9 protein-coding genes and 1 riboswitch are annotated in these 13,960 nt (G+C 46.8%); of the genes, 1 reads left to right on the top strand and 8 read right to left on the bottom strand.

The window, feature by feature from the left end:
• Positions 1–70: 70 nt before the first annotated feature.
• Complete coding sequence (locus tag HI950_RS18370) at positions 71–532, bottom strand: hypothetical protein (RefSeq protein WP_169084574.1); 462 nt, start codon at positions 530–532, stop codon at positions 71–73.
• A 248-nt stretch (positions 533–780) separates the two neighbouring features.
• Positions 781–862: riboswitch (cyclic di-GMP riboswitch) on the top strand.
• 32 nt (positions 863–894) lie between these two features.
• Here HI950_RS18370 and HI950_RS18365 point away from each other — a divergent pair.
• On the top strand, positions 895–2,100 hold the full coding sequence (locus HI950_RS18365; protein WP_169084573.1) for an LPXTG cell wall anchor domain-containing protein: 1,206 nt from the start codon (positions 895–897) through the stop codon (positions 2,098–2,100).
• A 157-nt stretch (positions 2,101–2,257) separates the two neighbouring features.
• Here the strand turns inward: HI950_RS18365 and HI950_RS18360 are convergent, their stop codons facing one another.
• From HI950_RS18360 to HI950_RS18330, 7 genes are all read right to left on the bottom strand, one after another.
• A complete protein-coding gene (locus tag HI950_RS18360; RefSeq protein ID WP_053373810.1) occupies positions 2,258–2,986 on the bottom strand; it encodes a response regulator in 729 nt (242 codons plus the stop codon).
• A 4-nt stretch (positions 2,987–2,990) separates the two neighbouring features.
• The gene (locus tag HI950_RS18355) at positions 2,991–4,151 is read right to left on the bottom strand and encodes a sensor histidine kinase (RefSeq protein ID WP_169084572.1); all 1,161 of its coding nucleotides are present in this window, start codon (positions 4,149–4,151) and stop codon (positions 2,991–2,993) included.
• A 77-nt stretch (positions 4,152–4,228) separates the two neighbouring features.
• A complete protein-coding gene (locus HI950_RS18350) occupies positions 4,229–6,937 on the bottom strand; it encodes a stalk domain-containing protein (RefSeq protein WP_169084571.1) in 2,709 nt (902 codons plus the stop codon).
• A gap of 176 nt (positions 6,938–7,113) precedes the next feature.
• Positions 7,114–11,490: an Ig-like domain-containing protein gene (locus tag HI950_RS18345; RefSeq protein WP_169084570.1), complete on the bottom strand. Its 4,377-nt coding sequence runs from the start codon at positions 11,488–11,490 to the stop codon at positions 7,114–7,116.
• Positions 11,491–11,657: 167 nt separating this feature from the next.
• Positions 11,658–12,872, bottom strand: coding sequence for a methionine adenosyltransferase (gene metK, locus HI950_RS18340; protein ID WP_169084568.1), 1,215 nt, complete (start codon positions 12,870–12,872; stop codon positions 11,658–11,660).
• A gap of 162 nt (positions 12,873–13,034) precedes the next feature.
• Positions 13,035–13,307 (bottom strand): alpha/beta-type small acid-soluble spore protein, encoded by a 273-nt coding sequence (locus tag HI950_RS18335; RefSeq protein WP_169084566.1) that lies wholly within the window; start codon positions 13,305–13,307, stop codon positions 13,035–13,037.
• A gap of 112 nt (positions 13,308–13,419) precedes the next feature.
• Positions 13,420–13,908: a hypothetical protein gene (locus HI950_RS18330; RefSeq protein WP_223285352.1), complete on the bottom strand. Its 489-nt coding sequence runs from the start codon at positions 13,906–13,908 to the stop codon at positions 13,420–13,422.
• Positions 13,909–13,960: the final 52 nt, after the last annotated feature.

The raw sequence follows: 13,960 nt of genomic DNA, 5'->3' as shown, positions 1-13,960 counted from the left end.
ACACCCAACAACGCAGCCCGCGTCATTGAGTGTGCTTCACTCCGGATGTTCAATTACTGAAAATTATATACTAAAATGGCATTTTCGACAAATCCGACGGGTTTTGCAAATCGACCAGCACTGCATGATCGGAGTGAGATACGATTCCCTCTGCCTGCAGCAGCCACAGCAACTGGGTTCCATCAATACCACTCGTCTGTGAACGCTTACTATCTTTGTTTTCTGGTTTAGGCGCATTTTCTTCAGGGTGTACCCTAACCTCGTTGCCGCCTCTAGCCAAACGTTCTACAATCGCAAGCGTCTCGTCCGTGATGCCGCGATCGACAATCGTCAGGCGAACATCCTTGCCCATTCTCCGCGAGAAAGAAAACAATGAACGCACATACCATTCCATATTTTTTTGCCGAACGTCCGCAACGAGCACGTAATGCTTGCTCGATTGCTGCCTTCCGCGCCAAATTCGAAACGCCAGATGCACCGACAATGCAGCCAAAGCATAACAGCCAATCACTAAAAGTAGAAGCTCAAACATAGCGGCCACCTCCTCTTTGTGACACTATATGCCAAGAAGAGCCCACTGGTTCCGCGAGCCGGGGACAAGACGACAAAATGTGCGACATGTCCGTAAACAACCCGTCCTCAAACTGAAATTAATAGTCAAATTACGACAAAGAAACACCCTTGAGCAATTCACTGTATGTGTTATCATCGTACTACATCCTTGCATATATACGATATTCAAGCATAGATTACAGAGAGAAGGTGGGTTTTGCTCAACGTAAAAGCTAGGGAAGCGATGAAGTATAATCTGCATATGGACACTTGGATTATATGGAGCCAATAGTGTAACCGGCCCTCTTAGAACCACTACCTACTCTAAGAGGAGAGTGAACGATGTATTATGTAAAAAAGCAGTTTACATTGAGCCTGGTCGTCTTATTAATTCTTTCGCTTACGCTTGGCTCACTCGTAATGGCAGAGGGCCAAAGCGGCGGTGGAGCGCCTGCAACCGAACCTGCTATTGAAAACGGCTGCCAGAGTTATTCAACCAGCAAAGCGGATGTCATAGCCAATCATGCCAGCATCACAGTGAATAACGATGGCACGGCAACGGCTACCTTTACGACCATCGTGGATTGCGTGAGAGTCAGCTTTTCCTCTTATGAAGGCCCTGCTGACTGGGTACCCGGCCCCACCGACACGACTATTCCTTACAATATGCAGAAGCATTATAGCGGGCAATCCATTCCCGTTGATAAAGCCGGAACCTATTCCGTCAAGATTGATATCCCAAAATGCCTGCCTTATCAATTGGATATCTATAGCGGCTTCGAACTGTTCGATCTAGGCACAGGCGCTCACGGCGACAAAATTTTAGGCTGGAAGGTAAAACTTCTCAATACATGTACTGTGCCTTCTGCAACACCATCACCTACTCCAACGACGACGCCAACTCCAACAACGACACCTGAGACTACGCCTACTACGTCGCCATCAGCATCGCCAACACCAGAGACTACACCTTCTACGACACCGTCTGCATCGCCAACACCGGAGACTACGCCTTCTACGACACCGTCTGCATCGCCAACACCGGAGACTACGCCTTCTACGACACCGTCTGCATCACCAACACCGGAGACTACGCCTTCTACGACACCGTCTGCATCACCAACACCTGAGACTACGCCTACTACGCCACCGTCTGCATCACCAACACCGGTGACTACGCCTACTACACCGCCGTCAACTTCACCGACACCTGTGAGCACGCCTTATTCAACACCAGCATCGTCTCCAACGCCTGTGAGTACGCCTACTTCAACTCCTGCAGTCTCGACGGCACCTACTCCTACTTCATCACCTGAGGTTACTACAATTGTTGAAATAGTGGATGAGGAGCCGCCAATAGGCGGAATTGATGATAATGAAAATGGCGATCCGCCTATTGATACCGTTATCGATGTGGCCGAGGATCAAGTTCCGCTTGCCACGCTTCCAAAAACAGGCGATTCCAGTCCGGTTCCTTATTATCTGATCGGCGCCTTTGCCCTTTCGGCCGGCTTCCTGTCACTTCGTAAGAAACGGCAAGGAAGATAAGCGGCAGGATCACAGCAACCCATATTTCTATCTTTATCTCCGGAGCAGCCTAAACAAGGCAGCTTCGGAGTTTTTTACTTTGCGGCTCCCTAGGGCAACAGTTAGACGCCAAAAATCCCGTATCATCCGATACGGGATTTTTGAGGTTAAACCGTTTTTAAAGCGTAACCCAACCATATTTAATCGATTGAATAACAGCCTGCGTACGATCATCAACTTCCATTTTTTGCAAAATGCTGCTGACATGGTTTTTAACGGTTTTCTCGCTGATAAATAGAAATTCACCAATGAGCTTATTGCTCTTGCCTTCTGCCATAAGTCTCAGCACCTCTGCCTCGCGGCGCGTTAGAGGGCTCTCATCGCCCGCAACGAACTTAACGCCCGGCTCTTGAGCAGCAGCTGCTCCTGAAACGATTCCCATCTCGTCCAAATAAGTCATTCGGCGAAGCTGGTTAATCAGCTTGCCTGTCACTTTAGGATGGATATAGGCATGGCCTTGAACGACAGAGCGAATCGCGTTAATTAGCGATTCCGCCTCCATGTCCTTCAGCAGGTAGCCGGTAGCCCCTTTGCGAAGCGTTTCAAATACATAGCTCTCATCGTCGTGGATAGATAGAATGATCACCTTTACGTCAGGGAACAAGCTTTTCAAACGCTCAGTCGTAACGACACCGTTCTCGATCGGCATATTAATATCCATCAAAACAATTTCTGGAATAGTATGATTGCAAAACTCCATTACTTGAATGCCGTCTCCGCATTCGCCAATGACTTCAAGATCGTCTTCCATATTCAGAATCCGCTTAAGTCCTTCACGAAACAGCTGGTGGTCATCCGCAAGTAAAATTTTGATTGTATTCGCACTGCTTGCAGGTTTCTGGATCATCATCTTACTCCTTTCTAGATTCGGCAGTCGTAGGTATATCTATCATAATTTTCGTCCCTCTACCGGGATTTGAGTCTATATCCATCCTTCCCTCTATCAGCTCAATACGTTCCCTCATCCCCACCAATCCAAAGTGTGCGTTATGGCTAGCATCCTGCTCAATTAATTCGCTATGAAAACCTACGCCATTGTCCTGAATAACGATTGAAATCTGTTGTGGCTGATAGTTAATTTCGAGCAAAACATGAGAAGCACTCGCATGCTTCAAAGCGTTGGTGAAGGCTTCCTGAACCAAGCGGTATATTGCCGCTTCCATTGCAGAGGGCATCCGAACTTCTTTACCGATTAACTCGAATACGGTATGTATTTTCGTTTTCTCTTCAAAATCCTGCGTGAACTTACGAAGAGTCGGCACAAGTCCCAAATCATCCAGCGCCATCGGACGCAAATTGAAAATAATTTTGCGTATCTCCTCAAGTCCGGAACGGACCTGACCTTTCAAATCTACTAATTCTTCCTGTACCATCACAAATTCCTGCTTGATAAGCATACGTTCTGCAATTTCTGTTCGAAGAACGATATTGGCAAGCGATTGAGCCGGGCCGTCATGAATTTCTCTAGCGATCCTTTTTCGCTCTTCCTCTTGCGCCAAAATGATCTTCAAGCCAAGCAGCTGCCTTGTTTTGGCAGATTCAATGATCCGTGTAACCTGGTTCAGGTCACCCGCTAAATACTCAAGCACAACATTTATTTGAGAAGCAATCGTTTCAGCACGCTCGATTGAATTTTCTACATTGCGGACGCGTTTTTGCAAATCATCCCGACGCGCCTTCAAGTAGGACTCTTTCTCGCGATAAACCATCAAATCCAACTGAATTTGCGTAGCCTTCTCATACGCTGACTTAATGTCATCTTCCTTGTAGCGCACGAAATCCCGGCTTACTTCCGTCAATCGTATACGCGCACGGCGGTAGTCGAGCTCCAGCTGATCGACCTTATCGATCGTCTTTACCGTTTCCTGAAGGACGATCTCAAGCTCCTGCTCCAGCGACTCCAGCTCCGTGCGCGCCGATTCACATATTTCATAAATCTGATATTTGCTGTCTTCCATAACTTCGATTGCATTTTTTATAACTCGATTTATATCGACGGTTAAATGGTCCACGATAGATCGGCAACCTTTCTCTACTTAAAGGTTAATCTATTCTATCATAACACAGATAGGAGCCATTTCGTCCATCGTTAATCGATGGTAATCTTTTTGGCTTTGCCGTCATAGCCAACTTTTAATCCCAGCTTCTCTGAGAATAATCGCACCGGAATTAATGTACGGTTATTACGAACGATCGGAGTTACCTCAGAGGATTGCTGCACGCCGTTTAAAATTAGATCCTTTTTCCCAAGCGTCATTTCCATCAGCTTATTGCCCCGAAGCACAGTGACCTGCCCCGTTTTACCGTTAAATAGCAGCTTGGACCCCATTGCATCCGATACGAATCGAACCGGTACATATGTTGTTCCATTTAGCACGATTGGCGCCGAATCCAGCTTGATCGCTTTACCGTTAACAGATGCTGCTGTCTTGCCTACGGTCATCACTACCTTCGTATTCGAATCAACCGCTACGGTAGGCGAATATTGCAGCTTCATGTTGTCTAGTCCAATTGACCCAGATGCAGCACGCTCATCCTGGCCCTCGGCAATCGTTACAATATAGATGCGTTTTAGCTTAACCGGGAATTTCATCCCTGCGGATGATAGGTTCACCTTCACGTTTTTCCAGCCTGTCCAGTCGAGCTGCTTCGCAAGATCTAGGAGCTGTGCTTTGCCGTCTGCATCGATAAACTCTGCCCGTACCCAGTTCAAGCTGTTATCACCGTATAGGTCTACCGTCATTGATATTGGCGAGCCCTCAATGGCACGGCCGTTGGAATTAAACACCGCATAAGAAGCTTTCGTACCCGTTCCATTCGTAAAATCATAATCCAGCTTCAGCGCTTTGGCGGATGTTTGACCAGGGAAATCGGACACCAGATTTACACTTCCTACCGTCTCTGCCGGTGTAACCTGTGAAGTAATCGGGTAGGTCGATTTCTCAAAATCTTCGAACGTACTAACCGCTTCCCCTTGCGTGAATGGAATCATGGCCGGATAACCATCATAGCGAGCAATCGCATATCCGGTGCTTGTGCCGGCATTTACGGATTGAACCGTTAGGCTGTCGCCATTTTGAACGGCTGTGAAGCCGACAAATTCCCATTTTACGGAGTCGCCGCTTAGCTTGTAGGTGTTTCCGTTTTTGAGCTTCATCGTCAGCGGAACCGAGACCGTTGCTCCCTTAGCCAATACCCCTGCTGCCGTATCGATGGAGAGCGAAGCAATCTGATCCTTGCCAATTACTTCTATATCCTGCTTCGTGGATATATCGCCTGACTTCACGCTAAGTGTCGTTTTGCCAGCCTTTGTCGCTGTAAACTCGCTGCCCTGGAAGGTGCCGATCGCTTTCTCTGAGCTCCATATTGCGGACCCATTTTCGATCTCAAACGGATTGTAATACGTATCATAACCCTTTATTGAATAGGATGACTTCTGTCCTATAAGCATGACTTTAGATCCGCTTACGGATATGCCCTTTAGCGTACCTTTGGGAGCCGTTGTAAATACGCCTATTCCGTTCGCTACACTTCGCTGCGTTGATCCATATTGCGTCGAGTGAGCTAGCTGCAGCGCACTGCTTCCAAGCGGACGCTCGATCATCGTCGTCGAACCGCCGCCATCGAGATTGACGCCTTTATATACACCTAGCTGCACCATAATTTGCTGAAGCTCTTTTAGGCTCACACCTGTATTGCTTCCATAGCGTTCACTTGTGATGAGATAGACCTTCGTCCCGTCCTTTGAATAGCCGATGCCTGAGCGTGAGGTATACGAATTGCCGCTAACTCCCGTAATATCGCGGGAATAAGTCGCAGCAGCGCCGCCATTAACAAGCAGCGTATGTCCGCCAGCCATCATCTCGAAGGACGCAGGATCTACCTTTGATCCTGTGGTCTGAGACACAAGAGAGTAGTCGGCAGCGATCGATTGTCCAATCTGCAAACGCTCCTTTACAAAATTAGCTGCAATGCCATGCGCGCGAATTATGTATCCATCAGCAGGCGCTTGTCCGGCGATTGCTTTGTCAATCGAGATCTCTTCGATAATACCGTTGCGAACCAATACCTCGGTAGGCGTGGAGCCCGAATTTTTCGGACGTTCTGCTCCGCCCCAAGCACTAGTATAGATATACATCTTATTGACGTGACTAAAGTTCGTGCCTGTCGTTTCCGGCACATAGGCCGATTGATTCAATCCTTCAAGCGGGAAGGTTGACCCGTCTGCTGCTGTCACTAAGCCCTCGAACGTATAATTATCGATCATCGGCTTGCGATCCTTCGAAAGCGAGAATGCATACATCCCCTTCAGCTTGGCTGGGCTTGACATGAACATGCCGCTTGCGACCTGCCCGCCAAGTGGCGCACCCTCATTGCCCATTACGAAAACGTCAGCATTGATTGCAGCTACCGCTCCGTTTTCTTTTGTCATATTAAGAATGGTGTTTACTTGACCAATGCTATTATTTCTCCCGCTCATCGCATTTAAGGATACGTAGGGATTCGTTAGATCGATTTCAATGACATGAACATCGGTTTGTGCCTTCGAGCTGCCGCGCGTCGTATGAAAGACGTAGTCAAGCCGTTTAGCTCCCGCAGTAACGTATGTTTGCTGTGACAGCTTAAGCACTGGATCACTAGCAGCCGCCTGTGTGGACTCTATAAATGCGGTTTGCCCGACTCCAGGCAAGATTGAAGCGATTGGCTGCACCAGCAACGCTCCGCCTAATACAACAATAATGACACGTTTCCCCAAGCTTCCTGTCTGCCGCTCGATGATTCTCTGAACCTTACCCATTAGATTAGCAACTCTCCCATCAATTAATCTAATAGTTATAGACTACAAGAGTAGTATAAAAGTTACGTCTGATAAAAGAGTACTATCGTATTGTATAAACCGATAGATATCGGCTATATAATCAAAAAGGCTCAGTCCGCGTTTTAAATGCGCGCCCTGAGCCTTCATTTTTTATATTATGGAGTCAAAAACTTGACCTTCTGCAGTAAACGCAAAAGCATAACCGAGCCTTCCGCCCGGGTCGCATTCGTTTGCGGGCTTAATGTCGTCGCTGTTTTACCGCTTATAACACCAATATATATCGATTTCGCTACGTCTGTCTTTGCCCAACTGCTGACTTTGCTTCGATCCGCATACTTCTGGAGATAAGAAGCTGCCGACTGAGGGAGCTGTACATTTAAGCCAGCTACACTGGCGGCTCTAATCATCATAGCAGCCATTTCCTGACGCGTAATCGGATTGTTAGGCTTAAAGGTACCGTCCGTGTTGCCGGCTACAATTCCCGCAGCTGATGCCGCTCCAATATAAGCCCCCATTACGGTACCCGTATTTACATCCTTGTATTTGGCTGCTGCTTCTCTGTTGCTGCTTAGGCCCAGCCCTTTCGCGATATAAGTTGCAAACTCACCGCGCGTAATCGCTCGATTAGGCTCAAACTTTGATGCCGTTCGGCCTTCTACGATAAATTTCCGAGACAACGTATGGATATTGGCTGCTGCCCAGTGCTTGGTTAAATCCGAGAAGCTGGATGTATTCGTAACAAGCGCGTAAGAGCTGTTGCCTTTCCGCTTAAACGTCGCTGTCGTCTTTCCAGCGGTTGTCGTTAGCTCAGTCGGTACATAGGATAGCTCCCCTAAGGCAGGGTCTAACCATACCACCGCTGTCTTGCTCGTATCGACTGCCTGATAGGTTTGAATCGTACGCGGCACGTAGCCGTTAAAATCATTCAAAGGCTTCTGCACAGAACCGCTCACGGCAGTCACATCAAAGTGATACGGGCCAGCTAACATCGAGCTATTGGAACTGTTTATTTTTGAGCTGAGATTTCCGGTCAGCATCGATGAGCCTTGATCAATACGAATGAGCAATTGTCCTGATGAGCTATTTCCACTAAGCAATGTATTGATTTTCGCAAAATCCCTGTCAGTCAACTGCAGCTCATAGGTGGCATCGCCGTATTGAACAGCAAAGATGGAATTAGCATTTATACGATTCGCCATATCGAGCGTACTTATTGGAACAGATACAATGGCTGCATTTTCTGATGCAGGCACTTTAAATGCTACGCGAGGGGTCGCTATACCGGCTGTTCTAACGGTTTGAAAAGCTGTCAGCAGCTTATCGTACGGCAGCGTATAGCGGTTAGCTTGTACGCCAGCTGGCGAGGTATCCGTAGTCGTAGTCGCAGCTGACGTCTTTAATCCAATTCCGCCCCCAGCGGATTCTTCATAATCGCCCGACAATCCATCCAGAATCGTGGTTTGATTCGCGGCGCTTATATTGGAGAAGCTATTGATCATCGTTCCGCTATTCGTCCGAAGGCCAGTCGAATTTGAATAATAGGTTATGGTTACCGCCTCGCCTGTAGCCACCGGAGCGGCTAGCCTTAACATGACCGATGATCCGCTTAACTCTACGCGCGATACCAGTCGTACTGCGCTATTCGCATTCACTAGAAATTGTGAAATAGCAGGGACATAACCGCTGTTTAACGACTCTGCAAAAGTCAAAGTAATGGTGTAGCCTTTTGCAATGACACCATAAATGGTGCCGTTTTGCCCGCCGCTGCTCCCGCTGCCTGACGTTACATTGGTAAAGGACGATGCCGTGTTGCCAGCCAAATCCATGATCAACGATTGCGCTGCCAAATAGGTTACCGACACGACTTGCCCATTCGTTATGATAGATGAAAGTGTCAATAGCACAGTATCGCCTGCGATGGTGACTTGTTGAACAGGACGTACGCTGCTATCAACCATTACGTTGAACTGTCCAACAGCTGGTACACTTTGTGTATTTAAGTTCTTGTTGTATTTTAATGTGACGATGTTACTGCTGACGCTAATGTACTGAAGCGTCGGTTTTCCGGAATCAGGAACACTATAAAGACTGTAATTATTAAATGCAGCCAAGTAATTGCCTGCCTTATCCCGTATCGGATGAGAGCCAGGCACATAAGTCACATACACATTTTGATAATTTTGAACCGAACCATTTATCGTTAGCAAAATATTGCTTCCAGAGCTTGATATTGATGTCGTACTGTATTTAACACCGCCGATGCTAACAGAAAATTGCAGGTAGGCATAGCTGTTTACGGGTAATAGTTCTTTATTAAAAGATAATGTAATCGCGCTGCCTGAAGCGTTGCCGCTTATGACAGTAGGTGCTATAACATCTTTAGCTCCCGATACATCCTGATTAACAATGCTTGCTGCTTCGTTGTCTGACGTATCTTGAATAAGCCCTATTGTCGCTTTCGAGTAGGATAGCTTTACCTGCTGTCCTGCCACGATGGGGCTCTCTACCGTAAGAATTACGGCATCTCCACGAACTTGGACGCCTGTCACTGAGCGCGGCGCGCCATTTACTGTCACATAAAAGCTTCCCGCAGAAGGAATCTTATGCACATTTAGCTCTTCATTATAGGTCAACGTAATCGTTGATCCGCTCCACTCAAGCTTACTTAAGACAGGAGCCGTATTATCGGAGCCATATGTCTGAAAAGTCCATTGATATTCATTGAGTATTCCAGCAAAATTGTTTCCGGCCAGATCGGTCACTGCGCTTGCATCGACTGTCACATAATATGCGGTCTTTGGGTCAAAGCTCTTTGTCGGGGTGATGACCAGAACATTATTATTATTGCCATCTACATAAAAGTTACCCGGAATCGGTTGCAGCGTGCTATTGCCGATAGGATTAAATATGATCGAACCGGTTGCGCCTTTCTTAATAGCTTCACTGAACGTCGCCGTAAACGCTTGGCTTAGTCCGACCGAAACCGCGTTGTTCAACGGATTCAATAACGATAGTGTTGGTCTTACCGTATCCTGCGAAACCGTGAAGGACCAAGCAGCCGGATCAGAAATTCCTGCATAATAATTCTCTGCCGCATCGCGAATGGCACGATTGCCAATGGTTACATAATATTTGGTGTTATTTACGAATGCCTTCTCTGCTTCGCCATTAATGGCTTTATTCGGATCAATCGTAATCTGATAGGTTCCGCCCCCCGTTATCCGCTCCGAAGTCACTGGAATTGACCGGAACAATGCCCCGGTTGCTGAATCCCTAATTTCGATTGCTCCTCGGTTTAGAAATACAGGTTCATTAAAGGTTATCTGCAAAAGGGAGTTCAAGCTGCTGATCGTTCCGCCAGCAGCCGGCATTACAGCCGTTGCAGCAGGCGGAACGTTCTCATTGCCGGGATTTGTACTGAAATTCCATACGGACGCGCCTGCAATCCCGTGGTACCACTGATCTCCGCTCGGATCCGGTTGTGTAAACGCCCCGGCATCGATTAATACATAATAAGCCGTATTAGCTTCTAGATTAGAAGTTGGTTTGAAACTTACTTGATTATTCGCGACGATTACATTAGATGAAATAGCGCTGAATCGCTCAACGGAGGTATTGTTGCTGATCCTGCGTATTTCGATAAATTTATCGGCACGTGGCTGAACGTTCTTGTCAAATGTAATGATTAGCGTCGCATCAGGCGCTACGGATGTCGCGTTGTCAGCAGGAATCAATGCAGCCACATTCACCGGTGCTGTATCCGTTGTAAAGCTCCATGTGACGCCATTAAAAAGGTTCCCTGACGCATCTTGAAATGCTGTGTTCGGAATCGTCACCGAATACGCCGTGCTTGGCTGCAGCGCTGCTGGCGGCTGAATGACGATCTGGTTCGTACCGCTGCCTCTTACTGCGTTGGAGGTAACTGCAATCGATCTATTATCCTCAACTGAATTTATTTGAATGTTTCCGCTTGCAACATACACCGGCTCGTTAAAGGTAATGATAATCGGTGTTGTTACTGCAATAGGTGAGGCTGTAGGCGCTACGCCAGTATGCGTTGGACTTGTTACATCCACTTCAGCCACCGTTCGAAAATTCCAGCTGCTAGCGCTATTGATTCCAGCATAGCCAGCACCATTCGAAGCATTAACAAATGCTCCGGCATCTACCAAAACATAATAATTCGTATTTAAATCGAAATAATTAGTCGGATCTATGGTCACCGTTCTCTGAGATCCATCAATCGAGATTTGATTAGACGATAAAGGAATCCTTTCCACCAAATTGCTCGTTGCATAATCATAAATGGAAATGGACGTAGAATGAGATCCTTTGCTGACATTTTCATCAAAGGTCATTTTCAGAACAGCCGTTATCGAAACATTAATAAGATCATCAGCCGGGCTGAGACTTAATACGACTGGGCCTGCAGATGCAGCGGTAGCCTGCTGAGCTAACGGCCAGCTTGCCAAGGTTATTTGGAGAAAAAGCATTACGGCGATAAATGAAGACAGCTTGCTAGTTCGACTCATTTGAATTCACTCCTCAAAAAATTACACTCGTACCTTATTTGTCGGTTTGTACATATGAAAAATTTAGGTTATTCCCCTTTTTTGTTCCTGATAAAAAGCAAAAAAGCTATCCACGGAGTAGTCAAACTACTGAGTGGATAGCTTTTGATCAACCTATTTTAAATTGCTTATACTCCGCTTTGAACGCCAGCGTCTGCTTTAAGCTTCTCTGCTTTGTCAACGCGTTCCCAAGGAAGATCAACATCCGTACGGCCGAAGTGACCGTATGCAGCTGTTTGTCTGTAGATTGGACGACGAAGATCAAGCATTTTGATAATGCCTGCTGGACGAAGGTCAAAGTTGCTAGTGATAAGTTCAACGAGCTTATCTTCGCCGATTTTGCCTGTTCCATAAGTATCAACGTTGATCGATACGGGTTGAGCTACACCAATTGCATAAGCTAATTGGATCTCGCACTTTTCCGCAAGTCCTGCAGCAACGATGTTCTTAGCTACATAACGAGCCGCATAGGCTGCTGAACGGTCAACCTTTGTAGGATCTTTGCCGGAGAATGCGCCGCCGCCATGACGAGCGTAGCCGCCATACGTATCAACGATAATTTTACGGCCAGTCAAGCCTGCATCGCCTTGAGGTCCGCCGATTACGAAACGGCCCGTTGGGTTAATGAAGTATTTAGTATCCTTATCAAGCCATTCAACAGGAACAACTGGCTTAATGACATGCTCAAGAATATCCTGTTGGATTTGCTCAAGCGTAATTTCTTCCGCATGCTGAGTAGAAACAACAATCGTGTCAACGCGTACTGGTTTGCCGTCAGCGTATTCGATTGTAACTTGCGTTTTGCCATCAGGACGAAGGTAAGCAAGCGTTTCGTTCTTGCGGACTTCAGACAAGCGACGTGCAATGCGGTGCGACAAAGCGATTGGAAGCGGCATAAGCTCAGGAGTCTCATTCGTAGCAAAACCGAACATTAGACCTTGGTCGCCAGCGCCGATATCTTCGTTCTCTTGCTTCATATCCTTGCCATCACGAGTCTCAAGCGCAGCGTTAACGCCTTGCGCAATATCAGCCGACTGCTCATTAAGCGATGTCAATACTGCACATGTGCTGGAGTCAAAGCCGTATTTGGCACGAGTATAGCCAATTTCCTTGATTGTGCGGCGTGCGATTGCTGAAATATCAACATAATCCGCGCTGCTGCTGATTTCACCAATGACCAAAACAAGACCTGTAGCGACAGAAACCTCACAAGCGACACGCGCGAATGGGTCTGCTTCAAGGAATGCATCTAAGACAGCATCGGATATTTGATCACAAATCTTATCCGGATGGCCTTCAGTTACTGATTCCGATGTAAACAAGTGGCGTCCTTTAACCGACATCCATATCAACCTCCTACAACCTTAATATGAAATAAGTGCGAACATTCTACACAAAAAATGAACCTTTTCCCGGAGGAAAAGGTTGTTGGACAACTCTTCTAAGACAGTATGATACCGAAAATGTCGCTTTGTGTCAATGGAAGTCGAGTTCCCCAACATTTGTTAGTATCCGCCAAGCACTGATTCTGCTTGCGCAATCAGCCTTCTCGTAATCTCTCCGCCAACTGATCCAGCTTGTCGTGTGGATAACGAAGACCAGTGTACGCTTTGGCCAGAGCCAGCGGAGGATGATCCAAGCTCACCAGCAAATTCAGTATCTGCGCCAGTGCCTGCATAGGCTCCTGAAGTTAATCCAAATTCTGCTGCAATTTCGTATTTCAATTGATTAAGCGCTGCTTTACTTTGCTGCACTACCACTTTATTCGACCGACTCATAAAATGACACCTCCAAATGATGTAGAACACATATGTATTGTGTATCGAAACATCCTTTTTGAAGCGTATAATCTATTGTCAGTACGGGTAAAATGTAGAGCATCTATCCATATTATTGTAATGTGTAGCTTCCATTAACCAAGACCGTAAGCCCGTTCTTCTGATTAGGATCAGGTAAAATGCCGCGGCCTTCACGCGGGAATAACAATAAATGGTTTGTAGGGACAGCTTTACCCTTGGTCAAATCAGTTCCGCCTGTTAGATCTGCAATACCGCTGGCATCAGAGCTGTATGCAATAGCTTTCCCTACACGCACAATGACCTCGGTGCCTTGTCCTGCCATTAAAGTCTTGCCTGCGGGTACTGTTACGACTTCTAATGCTGAGTCTGTTCCTGGCGTCGTACCGCCCCCTACAGAGCCTCCGCCCAATTTTGCCAACTGCTCGTCCACATAGCTTTTGGTAACGACTGGATCCTCTACAGAGCCTGGCGAAGAGCTAATTCCATCGGCTTCGATTGCATTAGAATTCATCATTCCAATTGCCAATCCTGTAGATACTAAAACAGCTCCAATAGCGAGCCTTACCATTATTTTTTTCAATTTATGAAACCTCCTAGCAAAAATCGGATACCTCTTAATACGATACCCGATT

This window comes from Paenibacillus sp. PL91 (assembly GCF_012935325.2).
Lineage (GTDB): Bacteria > Bacillota > Bacilli > Paenibacillales > Paenibacillaceae > Pristimantibacillus.
This window is presented reverse-complemented; position numbering and strand designations above follow the sequence as displayed.

Coding starts and splice junctions, on each gene's coding strand:
- HI950_RS18370 (WP_169084574.1), bottom strand. CDS start 532: ATGTTTGAGCTTCTACTTTTAGTGATTGGCTGTTATGCTTTGGCTGCA.
- HI950_RS18365 (WP_169084573.1), top strand. CDS start 895: ATGTATTATGTAAAAAAGCAGTTTACATTGAGCCTGGTCGTCTTATTA.
- HI950_RS18360 (WP_053373810.1), bottom strand. CDS start 2,986: ATGATCCAGAAACCTGCAAGCAGTGCGAATACAATCAAAATTTTACTT.
- HI950_RS18350 (WP_169084571.1), bottom strand. CDS start 6,937: ATGGGTAAGGTTCAGAGAATCATCGAGCGGCAGACAGGAAGCTTGGGG.
- HI950_RS18345 (WP_169084570.1), bottom strand. CDS start 11,490: ATGAGTCGAACTAGCAAGCTGTCTTCATTTATCGCCGTAATGCTTTTT.
- metK (WP_169084568.1), bottom strand. CDS start 12,872: ATGTCGGTTAAAGGACGCCACTTGTTTACATCGGAATCAGTAACTGAA.
- HI950_RS18335 (WP_169084566.1), bottom strand. CDS start 13,307: ATGAGTCGGTCGAATAAAGTGGTAGTGCAGCAAAGTAAAGCAGCGCTT.